The sequence below is a fragment of the Enterobacter sp. A8 genome (assembly GCF_004296595.1).
GTDB classification, from domain to species: Bacteria; Pseudomonadota; Gammaproteobacteria; order Enterobacterales; family Enterobacteriaceae; genus Enterobacter; species Enterobacter cloacae.
Map to the genome: position 1 here is coordinate 599,001 of NZ_SCMF01000003.1, position 19,586 is coordinate 618,586.

Annotated in this window: 20 protein-coding genes and 5 tRNA genes; 19 read left to right on the forward strand and 6 right to left on the reverse strand. The window is 55.7% G+C overall.

Annotated features, from left to right (window positions below; all coding sequences use genetic code 11):
* Positions 1-47 precede the first annotated feature (47 nt).
* The 5 genes from gutM to srlA all read right to left on the reverse strand — a co-directional run bounded on the left by gutM (position 48) and on the right by srlA (position 3,157).
* Positions 48-407, reverse strand: a complete 360-nt coding sequence (gene gutM / locus EQV24_RS14830; protein WP_013098448.1) for a transcriptional regulator GutM — start codon at positions 405-407, stop codon at positions 48-50.
* Positions 408-468: 61 nt separating this feature from the next.
* On the reverse strand, positions 469-1,248 hold the full coding sequence (srlD, locus tag EQV24_RS14835; RefSeq protein ID WP_013098447.1) for a sorbitol-6-phosphate dehydrogenase: 780 nt from the start codon (positions 1,246-1,248) through the stop codon (positions 469-471).
* Between the two features lie 14 nt (positions 1,249-1,262).
* Positions 1,263-1,625 carry a PTS glucitol/sorbitol transporter subunit IIA gene (gene srlB, locus EQV24_RS14840; RefSeq protein ID WP_048971792.1) on the reverse strand — a complete coding sequence of 121 codons (363 nt, stop codon included), beginning with the start codon at positions 1,623-1,625 and terminating at the stop codon, positions 1,263-1,265.
* A gap of 12 nt (positions 1,626-1,637) precedes the next feature.
* Complete coding sequence (locus EQV24_RS14845; RefSeq protein WP_013098445.1) at positions 1,638-2,597, reverse strand: PTS glucitol/sorbitol transporter subunit IIB; 960 nt, start codon at positions 2,595-2,597, stop codon at positions 1,638-1,640.
* A complete protein-coding gene (srlA, locus tag EQV24_RS14850) occupies positions 2,594-3,157 on the reverse strand; it encodes a PTS glucitol/sorbitol transporter subunit IIC (protein ID WP_013098444.1) in 564 nt (187 codons plus the stop codon). The genes EQV24_RS14845 and srlA overlap by 4 nt, the downstream gene beginning before the upstream one ends.
* A 274-nt stretch (positions 3,158-3,431) precedes the next feature.
* Here srlA and mltB point away from each other — a divergent pair, with 274 nt between their 5' ends.
* From mltB to EQV24_RS14945, 19 genes are all read left to right on the forward strand, one after another.
* Positions 3,432-4,532 carry a lytic murein transglycosylase B gene (gene mltB, locus EQV24_RS14855; RefSeq protein WP_023620633.1) on the forward strand — a complete coding sequence of 367 codons (1,101 nt, stop codon included), beginning with the start codon at positions 3,432-3,434 and terminating at the stop codon, positions 4,530-4,532.
* Positions 4,533-4,774: 242 nt separating this feature from the next.
* A complete protein-coding gene (locus EQV24_RS14860; protein WP_038420474.1) occupies positions 4,775-5,428 on the forward strand; it encodes an ATP-binding cassette domain-containing protein in 654 nt (217 codons plus the stop codon).
* Positions 5,425-6,285, forward strand: a complete 861-nt coding sequence (locus tag EQV24_RS14865; RefSeq protein WP_013098441.1) for a metal ABC transporter permease — start codon at positions 5,425-5,427, stop codon at positions 6,283-6,285. The genes EQV24_RS14860 and EQV24_RS14865 overlap by 4 nt, the downstream gene beginning before the upstream one ends.
* 14 nt (positions 6,286-6,299) lie before the next feature.
* Positions 6,300-7,178 carry a metal ABC transporter substrate-binding protein gene (locus EQV24_RS14870; protein WP_130626782.1) on the forward strand — a complete coding sequence of 293 codons (879 nt, stop codon included), beginning with the start codon at positions 6,300-6,302 and terminating at the stop codon, positions 7,176-7,178.
* A 129-nt stretch (positions 7,179-7,307) separates the two neighbouring features.
* Positions 7,308-7,805: a nicotinamide-nucleotide amidase gene (pncC, locus tag EQV24_RS14875; RefSeq protein ID WP_013098439.1), complete on the forward strand. Its 498-nt coding sequence runs from the start codon at positions 7,308-7,310 to the stop codon at positions 7,803-7,805.
* A gap of 89 nt (positions 7,806-7,894) precedes the next feature.
* On the forward strand, positions 7,895-8,953 hold the full coding sequence (gene recA, locus EQV24_RS14880; protein WP_013098438.1) for a recombinase RecA: 1,059 nt from the start codon (positions 7,895-7,897) through the stop codon (positions 8,951-8,953).
* 68 nt (positions 8,954-9,021) lie between these two features.
* Positions 9,022-9,522: a recombination regulator RecX gene (gene recX / locus EQV24_RS14885; protein ID WP_130626731.1), complete on the forward strand. Its 501-nt coding sequence runs from the start codon at positions 9,022-9,024 to the stop codon at positions 9,520-9,522.
* A 131-nt stretch (positions 9,523-9,653) separates the two neighbouring features.
* On the forward strand, positions 9,654-12,281 hold the full coding sequence (alaS, locus tag EQV24_RS14890) for an alanine--tRNA ligase (RefSeq protein ID WP_130626732.1): 2,628 nt from the start codon (positions 9,654-9,656) through the stop codon (positions 12,279-12,281).
* A 241-nt stretch (positions 12,282-12,522) separates the two neighbouring features.
* Positions 12,523-12,708, forward strand: a complete 186-nt coding sequence (gene csrA / locus EQV24_RS14895; protein WP_000906486.1) for a carbon storage regulator CsrA — start codon at positions 12,523-12,525, stop codon at positions 12,706-12,708.
* Positions 12,709-13,051: 343 nt separating this feature from the next.
* Positions 13,052-13,144, forward strand: a tRNA-Ser gene (locus EQV24_RS14900).
* Positions 13,145-13,148: 4 nt separating this feature from the next.
* Positions 13,149-13,225: transfer RNA gene (locus EQV24_RS14905), tRNA-Arg, on the forward strand.
* 64 nt (positions 13,226-13,289) lie between these two features.
* Positions 13,290-13,366 (forward strand) — tRNA-Arg (locus EQV24_RS14910).
* 29 nt (positions 13,367-13,395) lie between these two features.
* Positions 13,396-13,472: transfer RNA gene (locus tag EQV24_RS14915), tRNA-Arg, on the forward strand.
* 65 nt (positions 13,473-13,537) lie between these two features.
* Positions 13,538-13,614, forward strand: a tRNA-Arg gene (locus tag EQV24_RS14920).
* A 117-nt stretch (positions 13,615-13,731) separates the two neighbouring features.
* Positions 13,732-14,298 carry a fructose-1-phosphate/6-phosphogluconate phosphatase gene (yqaB, locus tag EQV24_RS14925; RefSeq protein ID WP_020686219.1) on the forward strand — a complete coding sequence of 189 codons (567 nt, stop codon included), beginning with the start codon at positions 13,732-13,734 and terminating at the stop codon, positions 14,296-14,298.
* Entirely contained in the window at positions 14,295-14,723 is a 429-nt protein-coding gene (locus EQV24_RS14930; RefSeq protein ID WP_130626733.1) for a YqaA family protein, read from the forward strand. The genes yqaB and EQV24_RS14930 overlap by 4 nt, the downstream gene beginning before the upstream one ends.
* A gap of 83 nt (positions 14,724-14,806) precedes the next feature.
* Positions 14,807-16,351 carry a glutamate--cysteine ligase gene (gene gshA, locus EQV24_RS14935; RefSeq protein ID WP_013098433.1) on the forward strand — a complete coding sequence of 515 codons (1,545 nt, stop codon included), beginning with the start codon at positions 14,807-14,809 and terminating at the stop codon, positions 16,349-16,351.
* A gap of 153 nt (positions 16,352-16,504) precedes the next feature.
* A complete protein-coding gene (luxS, locus tag EQV24_RS14940) occupies positions 16,505-17,020 on the forward strand; it encodes an S-ribosylhomocysteine lyase (protein ID WP_013098432.1) in 516 nt (171 codons plus the stop codon).
* Between the two features lie 53 nt (positions 17,021-17,073).
* Positions 17,074-17,847, forward strand: coding sequence for a helix-turn-helix transcriptional regulator (locus tag EQV24_RS14945; RefSeq protein ID WP_013098431.1), 774 nt, complete (start codon positions 17,074-17,076; stop codon positions 17,845-17,847).
* Here the strand turns inward: EQV24_RS14945 and leuA are convergent.
* A complete protein-coding gene (gene leuA, locus EQV24_RS14950) occupies positions 17,825-19,480 on the reverse strand; it encodes a 2-isopropylmalate synthase (RefSeq protein WP_130626734.1) in 1,656 nt (551 codons plus the stop codon). The two genes, EQV24_RS14945 and leuA, sit on opposite strands and share 23 nt — an antisense overlap.
* Positions 19,481-19,586: the final 106 nt, after the last annotated feature.

The window sequence follows — 19,586 nt, forward strand, 5'->3', positions numbered from 1 at the left end:
ACGTTGCGAAATGATAATTTCGCAAGCTTATCGCGTTCACAACGAAATTATCCATGTTTCAATTTAAGCGCTAATGATAGTGCATTCTGACAGAGTGGATCGTGGGGGAAGATCACATCAGGCTGTAATTCCTGCAACGATATGCCGTTAATTGCCTGAATTTTCACCGGGCGGGCAAACACTGTCATCCCGCGCATGATGAGGGAGTCGCATACCCGATTCTGTTCATCCAGCGCAATTGCAACCACAACGCGCGGTTTAAAGCGCCCCCCGGAGCGCCCGACGCCCACGCGGCCCTTCTGGCACAGGGCGTCAAACGCGCGGTTAAACTGATGGATCTGCCAGCCGCCGAATGCCATCTGGCAGATCCAGGCGAGGGCGGCGACGGTGATGAGTGCGGTTACCATATCGGCTCCTTGTTATATTCCCTCTCCCGGTGGGAGAGGGTGAGGGCATCAGACTGCTCGATCAGAACATCACCTGCCCACCGGTGACGTTAATCGACTGGCCGGTGCAGTACGAGGCTTTCGGGCTTGCGTAAAACAGCAGCATGTTCAGCACGTCCTGATAGTCGCACCCGCGCTTCAGCGGCACTTTGTCGATGTAATACTGCTCCACTTCGTCTTCTTTGATGCCAAGCTTGGTGGCATATTGAGGTAGCAGCGACTGGAACATTGGCGACTTCAGCAGGTTGCCCAGCATCAGCGAGTGAACGGTAATCCCGTATTCGGCCAGATCCAGCGCCAGAGATTGGGTCAGCCCTACGCCGCCAAATTTCGCCGCGCTGTAGCCGGAGTTATGCTTGCTGCCCACTTTGCCCGATTTGGAGTTGATCTGAATGATGCGCCCCTGAATGCCGTCGCGGATCATCAGACGGGAAAATTCGCGGGCGCAGAGGAAGTAACCCACCAGATTCACCTGCAGCGAGCGGTCAAAGTCCCCCAGTTCGAAATCGCTGATAAACGCCGCTTTCGCGATCCCTGCGCTGTAGACCAGCAGGTCGGTACGGCCAAAAATCTCGTCTACCCCGCGAGCCAGCGCCATGACGCTCTGCTCGCTGGTGGCATCGGCACCAAACCCGTACGCCATCCCCTCACCAAACTCGGTATTGATGGTATCCGCCACGCGGGCGGCTTTCTCACTCTGAATATCCACTACCGCCACGCGGTAACCTTCTGCGGCAAGCCCACGGCAGAGAAACTCTCCTAAGGTTTGTCCTCCACCAATGACAACGGCAACCTGACTCATAACGCTCTCCTTAATTACGCAACAAATTTTAATGTGCAGCCTGGGGTAACAGCCTGCGGAACCGGCCCCTCCACGTGAACCGTGCCGGGATACTCTGCCTGCGGCTGGCCATCGAACCGCAGGGTGATGTGGCCCAGCTCGCGCAGGTTTTGCTCGGCCACGTCGCCCACGGCGGTGACGGCATAGCGGATGTCACCCAGCTCCAGCTGGCTTCCTGCCTTTAACGCTCCGTGCAGCTCGCCGTGGCAGTGGATAAAGCAAAACTCTTCGATATCTGCCGGTGCACCTTCACGGAAAGTGATCAGCATCTGGTCGCTGAGCGCATCGGCCGCGCTCTGGCCGATGCGGGTGATGGTGGTCTGATAAATCACGGTCATCGCAGGAACCTCTTATTGATAAATAAAGCCGGAAACGAACCAGGCAATCAGCACCGTCGGTGCGCCCGTCAGGAAACGACTGACCAGCACAGACGGCACGCCCACGCGTACGGTGTCCTGGCGCGCTTCGGCCAGCGACAGGCCAACGGGAATGAAGTCGCAGGCCGCCTGAGCGTTAATGGCAAACAGCGCAGGCAGAGCCAGGTGCGGAGGAATGTTGCCCAGACCAATCTGCACGCCAATCAGGACGCCGATGACCTGAGCAATCACCGCCCCCGGGCCGAGGAACGGCGACAGCAGCGGGAAGGAGCAGATCAGCGCCAGCGTCACCAGACCGAGCGGGTGGCTGGCAAGCGGGGCGAGGCCGTGGGCGATCCAGTCTCCCAGACCGGAGGCCATGATGATGCCGATTAACGCGGAGACGAAGGCCATAAACGGCAGAATGGTTTTTAGCACCGTGTCGATGGTGTCGCGCCCGGACTGGAACAGTACCGCCACGGCGGATCCCATTCCCATGCCGACCTTCGCCAGCAGGCCGTCGCTCTGCTCGGTGATCTTCTTACTGGTGTCGTAATCACGCGGTGCGGCTTTTTGCGGCGCGGGCGTACCATTCACCAGCGTGATGTTGTCCTCCTTCACGCCTGAGACATAAATGTCTTCGAGGATGTACTGCGCCAGCGGGCCCGATTTTCCGGTGGAGTGAATATTCACCGTCGGAATGCGACGCTTCGGATAGAGGCCGCAGCGCAGGGTGCCACCGCAGTCGATAACTGCCACGCCGATTTCCGCCTCCGGTGGTTCGCCTTCTTTGAAACCGTCGACCGCTTCCCAGCCGGTCAGCTCGCGTAGTTTGTCGACAATCGCCGGGCGTGTGCCTGCGGTGATATAGACGATTTTTTTGCCTTCGGTGGCGTCGAACTCCAGCGGGCCGCCCCAGCCACCCGTGCCTTTCTCAATACGGATCCGGCTCATGCTGTGGCTCCTGACAAATGAACGCGTTGCTCAAGCTGGATGCCCATTTTTTTCTCAAAAATGGTGGTGGTGAGATCGGTCACCCAGCCACGGAAGAAGTTGGTGACCAGGCCGACCAGCAGATAGCTCACCGCCAGTGGGCCGAGCGGCAGGCCAAGCGTGGTCAGGCCGCTGGCAATGCCGAGATAAACAAACAGTTCCCCCGGGTTGATATGCGGGAACAGGCCGTTCATGGAGTGACAGCTATATGAGGCGGCGGCGTAATAACTCGGCTTGTATTTTTCTGGCATAAAGCGGCCGAGGCTTAAGGTCATGGGGTTGCAGAAAACGAAGGTTCCAATGCAGGGCAACAGCAGGTAACGGGATAACGGGTTCCCGGCACAGCGTTGGGCGAAGCGTTCAATGCGTTGCTGGCCGATAAAATTAATCAGCGCGTTCATGATCACCAGCAGGCTGATCAGCAGGGGCAGGATCCCGGTCACCATGCCGGTGAAGACTTCTCCGCCTTTCTGAAACAGCCCGATGAACCACTCGGCGCCGTGGGTGATGGTTTCTATCATTCTTCTCTCCTGTGAGACTTTTCTTGTTTTGTATTTCCGGGACTAATAATAATCACTTTGAAAGGTTTTAAAGTGTTAATCAGATCTCACAATGAAAGAAAAATGGATTATTTTGAAAGTTAATAGGCGGGGGAGACGCATTTTGGTTGAAAAAAGCGCAGATTTGCGTTGAGGAGCGTAAAGATTTGGTGGGTAAGGCGCGTACCGCTTCCTTGAGGTGTTGCGGATGCTTTACCATACTGGGTTCTTATCGAACCCGTTAAATGGATGTCCCATGTTCAAGCGTCGTTATGCAGCGTTGTTACCTGCGCTTATTCTGCTGTCCGCCTGTAGTAGTAAACCCAAGACTGAAGCCGCTGTGCAGACGGCTGGCGCGCCTTCAGGAGGATTCCTGCTGGAGCCGCAGCACAATATGATGCAGATGGGGGGCGACTTTGCGAATAACCCGGCGGCCGAACAGTTCATCGATAAAATGGTGAGCAAACACGGCTTTGACAGACAGCAACTGCATGAAATCTTGTCGCAGGCGAAACGTCTGGACTACGTGCTGCGCCTGATGGACAGGCAGGCACCGTCAGCGCAGGTGCCAACCGGGCCAAACGGTGCGTGGTTGCGCTATCGCAAACAGTTTATTACCCCGGACAACGTGCAAAATGGCGTGGTGTTCTGGAATCAGTATGAAGATGCCCTCAATCGCGCGTGGCAGGTCTACGGCGTGCCGCCTGAAATCATCGTCGGCATTATTGGTGTGGAAACGCGCTGGGGCCGCGTGATGGGTAAAACGCGCATTCTTGATGCGCTGGCCACGCTCTCGTTTAACTATCCGCGTCGTGCCGAGTACTTCTCTTCCGAGCTGGAAACCTTCCTGCTGATGGCGCGTAACGAACAGGATGACCCGCTCGATCTGAAAGGGTCGTTTGCCGGAGCGATGGGCTACGGCCAGTTTATGCCCTCTTCCTACAAACAGTATGCCGTCGACTTTAACGGAGATGGTCACATCAACCTGTGGGATCCGGTGGATGCCATCGGCAGCGTGGCGAACTACTTCAAGGCACACGGCTGGACGCCGGGTGGGCAGGTTGCCGTGCAGGCTAACGGCGAAGCGTTTGGTCTGGAAAACGGCTTCAAAACCAAATACAGCGTTGCGCAGCTGACGGCGGCAGGTTTAACGCCAACGCAGCCGCTGGGTAATGTCGATCAGGTGAGCCTGCTGCGTCTGGATGTAGGAACCGGGTATCAGTACTGGTACGGTATGCCAAACTTCTACACCATCACCCGCTATAACCACAGCACGCACTATGCGATGGCCGTGTGGCAGCTGGGCCTGGCGGTATCGCAGGCGCGTGTCCCTGCGGCGTCACCGTTCAGTCAGTAAGTCGCTTTATTCCCCCCTCTCCCACGGGAGAGGGGAATTTTGCAGAAACATTTCGCCACACTCCCTTTGCAAACGCGCCATTTACATCTCAATCGCCTTTCATTATTGTTACGTTATAACATTTAATGTGGTGTCAACATGTCAACGTCCCTTTTCTCTTTGTCTGCGGCAGTTAGGTTTCTGCTGGCGCTGGTGAATATCGTATTTATCGGGCTGGCCGTGCGCTGGGCGGTGGCATTGCCATGATTGTCATGAATGAACTGGTTGCGGGTTACGACCGCATGCCCGTTACGCGTGCCTTGTCGGGCGTAATTGAACGCGGAAGTATGACCGCCATTATCGGGGCCAACGGATGTGGAAAATCCACGCTGCTCAAAACGCTCGCCGGGTTTATTCCGCCGGTGAGCGGCCGTTTTCGCTGGCAGGAGAAACGCCCGGTGATTGGCTGGCTGGCACAGCGTCACGCGCTGGAGGCGCAGTTTCCGCTGACAGTGCAGGATGTGGTGAGTATGGGCTGCTGGCCGCGTGTGTCGCTCTTTTCCGGCTTTCGCCGGGAAACACGCTCGCGCATTGCCAGCGCGCTGGAGCGTGTCGGGCTGGACGCCATGGCGTTATCTACCATCGATGCACTCTCCGGCGGCCAGTTTCAGCGCATGCTGTTTGCGCGGATCCTGGTGCAACAGGCGCCGCTGGTGATGCTGGATGAACCTTTTACCGGCGTCGATGAAGCTACCTGTAACGTGCTAATGGACCTGATGCTCGAGATGTACATGCAGGGCCAGACCCTGCTTGCGGTGTTGCATGACAGCGAGCGCGTATCGCGTCATTTTCCGCAAACGCTACGGCTGGATACGGCTATTCCGCACTGGAAAACCGAGCGGGTGAGGGTGGCATGATCTGGCATCTCTTCTTTCAGCCGTTTATCGAATACGGCTTTATGCGTCGCGCGCTGGTGGTGTGCCTGGCGCTGTCCGTCAGCACCACGGCACTGGGCGTTTTCCTTCAACTGCGCCGGATGAGCCTGATGGGCGATGCCCTTTCACACGCCATTTTACCCGGCGTTGCGGTGGGTTATTTGCTGAGCGGTATGTCACTGCTGGCGATGAGCATCGGCGGGTTTATCGCCGGGATCGCCGTGGCGCTGGTGGCCGGGCTGGTCAGTCGACGTACGCCGCTCAAAGAGGATGCCAGTTTTGCCGGGTTCTATCTCGGCTCGCTGGCGCTGGGCGTGACGCTGGTGTCGCTGCGCGGTTCGAACGTCGATCTGCTGCACCTGCTGTTTGGCTCCATTCTGGCGGTGGATAACGACGCCGCGCTGTTTGTGGCTGGCGTGTGCATCTTCACGCTGGTGACGCTGGCAGTTTTCTATCGTGGACTGGTGACCGAGGCGTTCGATACCGCCTGGCTACAGGTTAACGCCCGCTGGCTGCCCGGCCTGTTGCACGGGCTGTTTCTGGCGTTACTGGTGCTTAACCTGGTGGCCGGATTTCAGGTTCTCGGCACGCTAATGGCCGTCGGGCTGATGATGTTGCCGGCGGTGGCGGCACGCTGCTGGGTGCGCACCCTGCCGGGGTTGCTCTGCCTGGCGGGCATCAGCGGCGTTTTTTGCGCATGGCTGGGGTTAAGCCTCTCCTGGGCGGTGAGTTTACCCGCAGGGCCGTCCATCGTGCTGACCGCCAGCGCGCTGTTCTTTATTTCTGTTTTATTTGGCACACGAAGCCACCTGGCTGGCAGCCTGCGTGCGCTTTTTTAACGCAAGGGGAAATGATGAAACGTACAGGGTTAATAATGGCGCTCGCGCTCGGGATGTTGTCACAGGGCGTGATGGCGAAAACGCTCAATGTGGTCACCAGTTTTTCCATTCTGGGAGACATTACGCGTGAGGTAGGGGGCGACCGGGTCAATGTGACCACGCTGGTGGGGCCGGACGGCGATCCGCATACCTTTGAACCGTCGCCGAAAGACAGTGCGGCGCTCAGCAAGGCCGATGTAGTGGTGGTGAACGGTCTGGGGCTGGAGGGCTGGCTCGACCGTCTGGTGAAGGCCTCCGGATTTAAGGGCCAGCTGGTGGTGGCCTCGACCGGGGTGAAAACCCACACGCTTGAAGAGGATGGAAAAACCGTGACCGATCCGCATGCCTGGAACAGCGCGGCGAACGGGGCACTGTATGCGCAAAATATCCTTGCCGGTCTGGTAAAAGCCGATCCTGAAGATAAGGCGGCGCTGGAGGCCACCGGTCGACCCTATATCGCGCAGCTTATGCAACTGGACAGCTGGGCCAAAACGCAGTTCAGCCAGATCCCGCAGGTAAAACGTAAAGTCCTCACCAGCCATGACGCCTTCGGCTACTTCAGCCGCGCCTATGGCGTAACCTTTATTGCGCCGCAGGGCTTGTCGTCAGAGAGCGAAGCCAGCGCAGCGCAGGTGGCTGAGATTATCAATCAGATTAAAGCGGACGGGGTGAAAACCTGGTTTATGGAAAACCAGCTCGACCCGCGCCTGGTTAAACAAATTGCCACGGCCACCGGTGCGCAGCCGGGGGGCGAACTTTACCCGGAGGCGCTGTCGGCCAAAGGCGGCGTGGCGGATACCTACGTTAAGGCGTTTCGCCATAACGTAAATACCCTCGCCAGGAGCATGAAGTAACCTTTTCTTAGCCGGTGCCTTCGCATCGGCTTTTTTCTGAACCCCCCTCGTAAAACATGATCCTCATCTCCATATCTGACGAGAAAGTGCTATCTTGTGCTGCACGTTTTTCTGATGCCCGGAGCGAGAATGACTGACCATGAATTGATGCAGCTTAGCGAAGTCGTAGGACTGGCGCTTAAGCAACGTGGCGCGACTATTACGACTGCCGAATCCTGTACCGGCGGCTGGGTTGCTAAAGCCATTACCGATATTGCAGGCAGTTCCGCCTGGTTTGAACGCGGCTTTGTGACCTACAGTAACGAAGCTAAAGCGCAAATGATTGGCGTGCATGAATCCACGCTTGAACAGCATGGCGCGGTCAGCGAACCGGTGGTGATTGAGATGGCGATTGGTGCGCTGAAAGCGGCGCGTGCAGATTATGCCATCTCTATTAGCGGTATCGCCGGCCCGGACGGCGGCAGTGACGTGAAGCCTGTCGGCACCGTCTGGTTTGGTTTTGCCACCTCTAAAGGTGAAGGGATCACGCGTCGCGAGTGCTTTAGCGGCGATCGTGAAAGCGTGCGTCGTCAGGCCACCGTTTATGCGTTAAAAACGCTCTGGCAACAATTTCTACAAAATACTTGATACTGTATGACCATACAGTATAATTGCACCAACAGAACAGAAATCCACGGTGAAGCACAGTCGCTTCTCCCGGCATGACAGGAGTAATAATGGCTATCGACGAAAACAAACAGAAAGCGTTGGCGGCAGCACTGGGCCAGATCGAAAAGCAATTCGGTAAAGGCTCCATCATGCGCCTGGGTGAAGACCGTACCATGGATGTGGAAACGATCTCCACCGGTTCGCTTTCTCTGGATATCGCGCTGGGCGCGGGCGGTCTGCCAATGGGCCGTATCGTAGAGATCTACGGGCCAGAATCCTCCGGTAAAACCACCCTGACGCTGCAGGTGATTGCCGCGGCGCAGCGCGAAGGTAAAACCTGTGCCTTTATCGATGCCGAGCACGCGCTGGACCCTGTTTATGCTCGTAAGCTGGGTGTGGATATCGATAACCTGCTGTGTTCTCAGCCAGATACAGGTGAACAGGCGCTGGAGATTTGTGACGCGCTGGCGCGTTCCGGTGCGGTTGACGTTATCGTGGTCGACTCCGTTGCTGCGCTGACGCCAAAAGCGGAAATCGAAGGCGAAATCGGCGACTCTCACATGGGCCTCGCGGCACGTATGATGAGCCAGGCAATGCGTAAGCTGGCCGGTAACCTGAAGCAGTCCAACACGCTGCTGATCTTCATCAACCAGATCCGTATGAAAATTGGCGTAATGTTCGGTAACCCGGAAACCACTACCGGTGGTAACGCGCTGAAATTCTATGCTTCTGTCCGTCTGGATATCCGCCGTATCGGTGCGGTGAAAGAGGGTGAGAACGTGGTGGGGAGTGAAACCCGCGTGAAGGTCGTGAAGAACAAGATCGCCGCGCCGTTCAAACAGGCTGAATTCCAGATCCTCTACGGTGAAGGTATCAACTTCTTCGGCGAACTGGTTGACCTGGGCGTGAAAGAGAAGCTGATCGAAAAAGCGGGCGCATGGTACAGCTACAACGGCGATAAAATTGGTCAGGGTAAAGCGAATGCGATCTCCTGGCTGAAAGAGAACCCGGCTGCAGCGAAAGAGATCGAGAAGAAAGTGCGTGAGCTTCTGCTGAACAACCAGGACTCTAAACCTGATTTTGTGGTTGATGGTGCGGATGCTGAAGAAACTAACGAAGACTTTTAAGGCTTTCGTTTAAAAATGAAGGGCTGCTGATGCGGCCCTTTTTGCATTTCTGAACCAGCAGGTTTTTTATGAGCGAATCCACAACGCGTCGACCCGCTTATGCGCGATTACTGGACCGCGCGGTGCGGATCCTTGCCGTGCGTGACCACAGTGAACAAGAGCTGCGGCGTAAACTGTCGGCCCCGGTGATGAGTAAAAATGGGCCGGAAGAGATTGATGCCACCGCGGAAGATTATGACCGGGTGATTGCCTGGTGCTACGAGCATCACTATCTGGATGACGACCGTTTTGCTTCCCGGTTCCTGGCCAGCCGTGGCCGCAAGGGATACGGTCCGGCGCGTATCCGTCAGGAGCTGAACCAGAGGGGCGTTGCCCGTGAGTCCATCGAAAAAGCAATGCGCGACTGTGACACCGACTGGTGTGCGCTGGCAAAAGAGCAGGCGATTCGTAAATACGGTGAACCGCTGCCGCGTGAATTTTCAGAAAAAGTCAAAATCCAGCGCTTTTTGCTCTACCGCGGCTTTCTGATGGAAGATATTCAGGATATCTGGCGTAATTTTGCCGATTGAACGCATGCGGGATTTTACTTCCCACCAAAGAAAACTTATCTTATTCCCACTTTTTCCAGTAGCAGGTCTGTCCAGGGGTTTACCGATACCGGCTTGCTACGACATTTCGTTAGCTTGATTTCAGGATAATTATGAGCAAGAGCACCGCTGAGATCCGTCAGGCGTTTCTCGATTTTTTCCATAGTAAGGGACACCAGGTTGTTGCCAGCAGCTCCCTGGTACCGAACAACGACCCAACTCTGCTGTTTACCAACGCCGGGATGAACCAGTTCAAGGATGTGTTCCTTGGTCTCGACAAGCGTAATTATTCCCGCGCCACAACCTCACAGCGTTGCGTGCGTGCGGGCGGTAAACACAACGACCTGGAAAACGTCGGTTACACCGCGCGCCACCATACCTTCTTCGAAATGCTGGGTAACTTCAGCTTCGGCGACTATTTCAAACATGATGCTATTCAATACGCGTGGGAACTGCTGACCGGTGAAAACTGGTTCAACCTGCCGAAAGAGCGTCTGTGGGTTACCGTCTATGAAACCGATGACGAGGCCTACGAAATCTGGGAAAAAGAAGTCGGTATCCCGCGCGAACGTATTATTCGCATCGGTGACAACAAAGGCGCACCGTACGCGTCTGACAACTTCTGGCAGATGGGTGATACCGGCCCTTGCGGTCCATGCACCGAGATCTTCTACGATCACGGCGACCACATCTGGGGTGGCCCTCCAGGCAGCCCGGAAGAAGACGGCGATCGCTACATTGAGATCTGGAACATCGTCTTCATGCAGTTCAACCGTCAGGCCGACGGCACCATGGAGCCGCTGCCAAAACCGTCCGTTGATACCGGTATGGGCCTGGAGCGTATTGCGGCTGTTCTGCAGCACGTTAACTCCAACTACGAAATTGATCTGTTCAGCACCCTGATCAAAGCCGTTGCAGAAGTGACTGGCGCGACCGATCTGAACAACAAATCACTGCGCGTAATCGCAGACCATATCCGTTCCTGTGCGTTCCTGATTGCTGACGGTGTTATTCCGTCGAATGAAAACCGTGGCTATGTGCTGCGTCGTATCATTCGTCGTGCTATCCGTCACGGCAACATGCTGGGCGCGAAGGACACCTTCTTCTATAAGCTCGTTGGGCCACTGATTGGCGTAATGGGTTCAGCGGGTGATGAGCTGAAACGCCAGCAGGCGCAGGTTGAGCAAGTACTGAAGACTGAAGAAGAGCAATTTGCCCGTACGCTGGAGCGTGGTCTGGCGCTGCTGGATGAAGAACTCGCTAAGCTTAAGGGCGACACGCTGGATGGCGAAACCGCCTTCCGCCTGTACGACACTTACGGCTTCCCGGTTGACCTGACGGCGGACGTTTGCCGTGAGCGCAACATCAAAGTGGACGAAGCGGGCTTCGAAGCGGCGATGGAAGAGCAGCGTCGTCGTGCGCGTGAGTCCAGCGGTTTTGGCGCAGACTACAACGCGATGATCCGCGTGGATAGCGCGTCTGAATTCAAAGGTTATGAAGCGCTGGAACTGACTGGCAAAGTGACCGCCCTGTTTGTTGACGGCAAAGCCGTAGACAGTATCAGTGCAGGTCAGGATGCAGTTGTCATTCTGGATAAAACCCCGTTCTATGCGGAATCCGGTGGTCAGGTTGGCGATAAAGGCGAACTGAAAGGCAACGGTTTCAGCTTCAGTGTGAACGACACTCAGAAATACGGCCAGGCGATTGGTCATCTGGGTAAACTGGTTTCAGGCTCCCTGAAAGTGGGCGAGGGCGTTCAGGCTAATGTTGACGAAGCGCGCCGCGCACGCATCCGTCTGAACCACTCGGCAACGCACCTGATGCACGCTGCACTGCGTGAGGTTCTGGGAACGCATGTTGCACAGAAAGGTTCTCTGGTTAACGACAAAGTGCTCCGTTTCGACTTCTCGCATTTTGAAGCGATGAAACCGTCTGAAATCCGTGCGGTGGAAGATCTGGTGAACGCGCAAATCCGTCGTAACCTGCCAATCGAAACCCACATTATGGATCTCGACGCGGCGAAGAAAAAAGGTGCGATGGCCCTGTTTGGTGAGAAATATGACGACCGTGTTCGCGTATTGAGCATGGGCGACTTCTCTACCGAGCTGTGCGGTGGTACACACGCATCGCGTACCGGTGATATCGGTCTGTTCCGCATCGTTTCTGAATCCGGTACGGCGGCAGGTGTGCGTCGTATTGAAGCGGTGACCGGTGAAGGCGCGATTGCCAGCCTGCATGCGCAGAGCGACCAGTTGCACGATATCGCGCAGCTGTTGAAAGGCGATACCCAGAATCTGGGCGAGAAAGTGCGTGCTGCGCTGGATCGTACTCGCCAGCTGGAAAAAGAGCTGCAGCAGCTGAAAGAGCAGGCTGCGGCGCAGGAGAGTGCAAACCTCTCCAGCAAGGCTGTAGACATTAAGGGCGTCAAACTGCTTGTCAGCGATCTGGCAGGTGTAGAGCCTAAGATGCTGCGTACCATGGTCGACGATCTCAAGAACCAGCTTGGTTCGACGGTTATCGTACTGGCGACGGTAGCAGAAGGTAAGGTTTCTCTGATTGCGGGCGTCTCTAAGGATGTGACCGACCGCGTTAAAGCAGGGGAACTGATTGGCATGGTTGCCCAGCAGGTGGGTGGCAAAGGTGGCGGTCGTCCGGACATGGCGCAAGCCGGTGGTACGGATGCGGCGGCACTTCCTGCGGCATTGGCCAGCGTTGAAAGCTGGGTAAGCGCGAAACTGTAATAACTACAAAGCACAAACAGACGCCATAGCGGTAACGTTATGGCGTCTTGTTCACTGCACTATCGATAACGATAAAGTCAGGTTGAGTTTGTGTATATCGGCTAAACTTACGTTTAACAGAATGTGATGCCGTGACTGCTTACACTTTACGTGTTTGTCATCGCTTACTTTTTGGCGTTATATGATGGATAATGCCGGGATACAAGAGACCCGACTCTTTTAATCTTTCAAGGAGCAAAGAATGCTGATTCTGACTCGTCGAGTTGGTGAGACCCTCATGATTGGGGATGAGGTCACCGTGACAGTTTTAGGGGTAAAGGGTAACCAGGTACGTATTGGTGTTAACGCTCCTAAAGAAGTATCTGTCCACCGTGAAGAGATCTACCAGCGTATCCAGGCTGAAAAATCCCAGCAGTCCAGTTACTGATATTGTCGCGTCTCGCTGTCGGGCGAGACGCAACCCCTCCTGTTATTTTTCCTGCTTAAAGTTACCGTTCGATTTCAATCGCTCTGTTTTTAACCACTCTCGCCAGCTTATCTCGTCCAAACCACACGCTTCTCTTCATAGATTTCTGTGAGGATGCCTGCAAAATCCGCTTATAAAACACTCTCTTTGCGGCTTTTACATGCGAATTGCCTGTGATTTGTGCAAACGATAAAAGCTTTTGGAAAATTGTTTGACTTATAAGTCCCAGAAAGTAATATATGCGCCACGCAGCGACGAGAAGCTCTTAACGAGTGGCTCGAAGCACTCGAAAGAGGCGTTGTGTGGTGAGGTGGCCGAGAGGCTGAAGGCGCTCCCCTGCTAAGGGAGTATGCGGTCAAAAGCTGCATCCGGGGTTCGAATCCCCGCCTCACCGCCATTTTGCATCCGTAGCTCAGCTGGATAGAGTACTCGGCTACGAACCGAGCGGTCGGAGGTTCGAATCCTCCCGGATGCACCATCTATTACTTCATATTGCTTTAGAAGTGATATGAACATCGAGCAGTACAGTAGTAAATCCCGATGCATCCGTAGCTCAGCTGGATAGAGTACTCGGCTACGAACCGAGCGGTCGGAGGTTCGAATCCTCCCGGATGCACCATTTACTATTTCTGAAAGCAGTACCCTGATGCATCCGTAGCTCAGCTGGATAGAGTACTCGGCTACGAACCGAGCGGTCGGAGGTTCGAATCCTCCCGGATGCACCATCTATTACTTTGTGTTGCTTTTGAAGTGACACCAAGTATCAGCAGCAATAGCAGTAAATCCCGATGCATCCGTAGCTCAGCTGGATAGAGTACTCGGCTACGAACCGAGCGGTCGGAGGTTCGAATCCTCCCGGATGCACCATCTTCTCCTGGTTTGTTTATTCCTTCGACGTTCCGTCAGCAATCACATTCTCTGTCAGCGACAAAAACGCCCGTTTACGATAAAGTAACCCTTTGTTAATCGGTTAGCGAGAGCACGATGTACGCACAGTATGACGGTTTGATCTTCGATATGGATGGCACGCTTCTGGATACCGAACCCACGCATCGCCAGGCCTGGACGGACGTTCTTGGACGTTACGGTATGCGCTTCGATCTCCAGGCGATGATTGCCCTCAACGGATCTCCTACCTGGCGTATCGCACAGGCCGTGATTGAACTTAATCAGGCCGATCTCGATCCGCACCAGCTCGCGCGTGAAAAAACCGATGCAGTCAAAGCTATCCTGCTGGATACCGTGCGTCCTCTGCCGCTTATTGACGTGGTAAAAGAGTGGCACGGACGTCGCCCGATGTCGGTCGGCACGGGCAGCGAAAGCGCCATCGCCGAAGCGCTGCTCAACCATCTTGGCCTGCGCCACTATTTTTCTGCAGTGGTTGCCGCCGACCATGTTAAAAATCACAAACCCGCACCGGACACCTTCCTGCTTTGCGCAGAACGAATGGGTGTGCCGGCGGCAAAATGCGTTGTCTTTGAAGATGCCGACTTTGGCATTCAGGCCGCGCGTGCTGCCGGAATGGATGCGGTGGATGTTCGCTTACTGTGAGTGACGCGCTGTCACTTTTATCATTATTCGCCAGCAGTTTTTTAAGTGCTACGCTCTTACCGGGTAATTCGGAAGTGGTGCTGGTGGCGATGCTGTTGTCTGGCGTGAGTCAGCCCTGGTTGCTTGTGTTAATAGCAATAATGGGTAATAGCCTTGGAGGGCTGACTAACGTTATTCTTGGGCGTTTCTTTCCGCTGCGTGAAAAATCGCGCTGGCAGGAAAAGGCAGTCGGCTGGCTAAAACGCTATGGCGCTGCCACGCTGTTATTAAGCTGGATGCCTGTAATAGGCGATTTACTGTGTCTGCTGGCGGGATGGATGCGCATCTCCTGGGGGCCGGTGCTCTTTTTTTTGTGCCTTGGCAAGGCGTTGCGCTATGTTCTTGTGGCGTGGGCAACACTACAGGGTATGACGTGGTGGCACTAATTGGTGGAATGAATACGCGACCTTCAATCGTCAACCATTACAATTATGCTGAGTAACATTACTTTGACAGGCGGGAGGTCAATTTGATCCCGGACGTATCACAGGCGCTGGCCTGGCTGGAAAACCACCCTCAGGCACTGAAGGGTATTCAGCGTGGCCTTGAGCGTGAAACGCTGCGCGTAAACGCGGATGGCAGCTTAGCGACGACGGGTCACCCGAAGACGTTAGGCTCGGCGCTGACACATAAATGGATCACTACCGATTTCGCTGAAGCACTGCTGGAATTTATCACTCCGGTGGACGGTGATATTGATCATATGCTGACGATATTGCGCGACATCCATCGCTACACCGCCCGAAATATGGGCGATGAGCGTATGTGGCCGCTCAGCATGCCCTGCTATATCGAGCAGGGGCAGGAGATTGAACTGGCGCAATACGGCACGTCGAATATCGGTCGACTGAAAACGCTGTATCGCGAGGGTCTGAAAAACCGCTACGGCGCGTTGATGCAGACGATCTCAGGCGTACATTACAACTTCTCTTTGCCGATGGCTTTCTGGCAGGCGAAATGCGGTGAAACGGATAAGGACGCGATCTCCGCGGGTTATTTCCGCCTGATCCGCAACTATTACCGTTTTGGCTGGGTTATTCCTTACCTGTTTGGTGCGTCTCCGGCTATATGCTCCTCGTTCCTGCAGGGGAAACCGACGACGCTACCGTTCGAGAAGACCGCGTGCGGAATGTACTACCTGCCGTATGCCACCTCGCTGCGTCTGAGCGACCTTGGCTATACCAATAAATCGCAAAGCAATCTCGGTATTACGTTTAACGAATTGCACGAATATGTGGCAGGATTGAAGCGGGCGATCAAAACCCCGTCGGAAGAGTACGAGAAAATCGGCCTCGAAAAAGACGGCAAACGTCTGCAAATCAACAGCAATGTGCTGCAGATTGAAAACGAACTGTACGCACCGATTCGTCCGAAGCGCGTGACGCGCAGCGGTGAAACCCCGTCGGATGCGCTGCAGCGCGGCGGGATCGAATACATTGAAGTGCGCTCACTGGATATCAACCCGTTCTCACCGGTCGGTGTTGATGAGCAGCAGGTTCGCTTCCTGGATCTGTTTATGGTCTGGTGTGTGCTGGCCGATGCGCCGGAAATGAGTTCAGACGAACTGCTCTGTACCCGCACTAACTGGAACCGCGTGATCCTGGAAGGGCGCAAACCGGGCCTGACGCTGGGTATCGGCTGTGAAACGGCGCAGTTCCCGCTGCCGAAAGTGGGTAAAGATCTGTTCCGCGACCTGAAGCGCGTTGCCCAGACAATGGACAGCCTTTACGGTGGCGAAGCGTATCAACAGGTCTGCGACCAGTTAGTGGAATGCTTTGATAACCCGGAACTGACATTCTCGGCGCGTATTCTGCGTTCTATGATTGATCAGGGCATCGGCGGAACAGGGCGAGCCCTCTCCGCGGAGTACCGTGAAATGCTGATGCAGGAGCCATTAGAGATCCTGAGCGAAGCGGATTTTGCGGCGGAGCGCGATGCGTCTGTCGTACGTCAGAAAGAGGTCGAAGCGGCGGATACGGAGTCGTTTGAGGCGTTTCTGGCTAAGCAGGCTTAAGCAGAAAAGAAAAAGGCCACATCGCTGTGGCCAAAATATACATCTCTGAATTCAGGGATGATGATAACAAATGCGCGTCTTTCATATACTCAGACGTGCATTCTGTAGAAGAGTTCAGTTTATTTTAAAAAAAATCACTATCGGAGGTGACGTATGCCGTTATTAGATAGCTTTACTGTCGACCATACCCGTATGGAAGCACCTGCAGTCCGCGTGGCGAAGACCATGAACACCCCGCACGGCGACACGATCACCGTTTTCGATCTGCGCTTCTGCGTGCCGAATAAAGAAGTGATGCCGGAAAAGGGCATTCATACGCTGGAACACCTGTTTGCTGGTTTTATGCGTGACCACCTGAACGGTAACGGCGTGGAGATTATCGATATCTCTCCGATGGGCTGCCGTACCGGTTTTTACATGAGCCTGATCGGCCAGCCTGAAGAGAAGCGTGTTGCTGATGCCTGGAAAGCGGCCATGCAGGACGTGCTGAAGGTAAAAGAGCAGAACCAGATCCCCGAGCTGAACGTCTACCAGTGCGGCACATACCAGATGCACTCTCTGGAAGAAGCCCAGGAGATCGCGCGTCACATCATCGAGCGTGATGTTCGCGTCAACAGCAACGAAGAGCTGGCCCTGCCAAAAGAAAAACTGCAGGAACTGCACATCTAGTGCACCTTTTCCCTCTCCCACCGGGAGAGGGTAGGGTGAGGGTTGTTTAACCCATGACCACAACGTCTACCTTCTCCTTTACCCATCGTCCCCTCGTTCCGTTTGCCCATGATTACGTTCATGGTGACAGCGAGCCGTGGCACCAGCACGACTGTGCCCAGCTGCTGCACACCCTGAGCGGGGTGGTAAGAGTGGATACCGCATCGGGCTGTTGGGTTGTTCCGCCGGGCCGTGGCGTCTGGCTGCCAGCAGGAACGCAACACTCGCTTCGCATCACCGGCAACGTGGCGGCGCGTACGCTGTTTATCGATCCGCTGGCGCGGGCCGATCTCCCTGCAACCTGCCAGATCGTGCAGATCTCGTCGCTGTTACGCGAACTGATCCTCGCTTCCCTGCTGCTTGATGAATCTTACTCGCCGGGGAGCCGCGACGAGCGGGTGTATGAGCTGATTCTGGATGAGATCCGTTTGATGCCAGTGCTGCCGTTTCATCTGCCGGAGCCGGAAAGCGAGCCGTTACGCCAGCTTTGCCAGCGGATCCGCCAGGCACCCGGTGAAAGCTGGAGCAGTACTGAGGCGGCGAGCTGCGCAGGCATGAGCGAGCGCACACTGAACCGTCATTTTCAACAGCAGACCGGTTTACGCTACGCAGAGTGGTTGAGAAGGGCGCGCCTGCTGGAGGCGTTGCAACGGCTGGCTCAGGGGCAGCCCGTGTTACGCGTGGCGCTGGATCTGGGCTACGGTAGCCACAGCGCCTTTACCGCGATGTTTCGCCGGGTGATGGGGACATCACCCAGCGATTACTTCAAAGACAGCTCACCGCATTAAACAGCGCCTGGAGCGAGGCGCGCGCCACGTCACTGTCAATGCCCACTCCCCAACGGCTGCTGCCGTCCTGGAACAGGCAGCGGATGTAAGCCACCGAGCGGCTGTCGCTGCGCTCCCCCAGCGTATGTTCGTGGTAGTCTTTAATCACAAACGGGGTGTTGAGCCAGCGGCTTAACCCACTGGCTGCCGCGGATAATAGCCCGTTGCCCTGGCCTTCAAGCTGGCGCGTTGCGCCCTGCGTCACGACGCTTGCCGTCAAACGTAACTGACCGTCCTGCTGACTGTCGCTGCGATAAGATTGCAGGGCAAAGTGTGGGTCTGCGACCAGCCCGTAGCGGCTGCGAAACAGCTGCCACAGGGCGTGCTGCGTCATCTCTTTACCATGGCGATCGGTCTCCTGCTGCACATGCTGGCTAAAATCCTGCTGCAACGCGCGGGGCAACTTCAGACCATGATTCTGCTCGATGAGCCAGGCGCTGCCGCTTTTCCCGGACTGGCTGTTAACCCTAATCACCGCTTCATACGTGCAGCCGATATCCTGCGGATCGACGGGCAGATACGGCATCACCCAGCGCTCGCCCGGTTTGCGGGCATCAAAGCCTTTTTTAATGGCGTCCTGATGCGAGCCCGAGAAGGCGGTATAGGCCAGCCGTCCCGCCCACGGATGGCGCGGGTGTACCGGAAGCTGGTTGCAGGCTTCCACCACTTCTACCACCCGGTTCATATCGCTAAAGTTGAGATTCGGGCTGATCCCCTGGCTGTAGAGATTCATCGCCAGCGTTACCAGGCAGACGTTACCCGTGCGTTCGCCGTTGCCAAACAGACAGCCTTCCACCCGGTCCGCACCCGCCATCACCGCCAGCTCTGCGCTGGCCACGCCGGTGCCGCGGTCATTATGCGGGTGAACGCTGATGCAAACATCGGTGCGACGGCTAAAGTGGCGGCAGAAATACTCGATCTGATCGGCATACACGTTTGGCGTGCTGACCTCCACGGTGGCCGGTAAGTTGATCACCATGGGCCGTTCGGCGCAGGGCTGCCAGATCTCCGCCACCGCTTCACAAATCTCCAGCGCAAACTCCGGCTCGGTAAAGCAGAAGGTCTCCGGGGAGTATTCGTACTGCCAGCGCGTCTCCGGGTTCTCTTCGCACAGCGTGCGGATAAGCCGCGTGGAGCGTGTTGCCAGCTCAACGATTTGCGCTTTCTCCAGGCCGAACACCAGGCGGCGAAACAGCGGGGCGGTGGCGTTATACAGATGGACGGTGGCCTGTTTCGCGCCACGTAACGATTCAAAGGTGCGGACGATCAGGTCTTCCCGTGCCTGGGTTAATACCTGAATTGTGACGTCATCCGGGATGCGATTCTCTTCAATCAACTGGCGAACAAAGTTGAAATCCGTCTGCGACGCAGAAGGAAAGGCAACTTCAATCTCTTTAAACCCGCAGCTTAACAGCAGATCCCAGAACTGCAGCTTGCGCGTGCTGTCCATGGGTTCGGCCAGGGCCTGGTTGCCATCGCGTAAATCGGTTGAGAGCCAGCGCGGGGCATGGGTGATGCGTTGCTCAGGCCAGCGACGGTCGGAAAGAGAAATAACGGGATAAGGCTGGTACTTGTCGGCGGGTGTGTTCAGCATGATGCGCTCCTGTTGTCTTTTCACTATCGTGAATCGATTTCAGGAGCGCTGCTTTATCGGATGTGACAATTGCTGTCGCGTTTTGGACAACAGCGCGGGTTTTGCC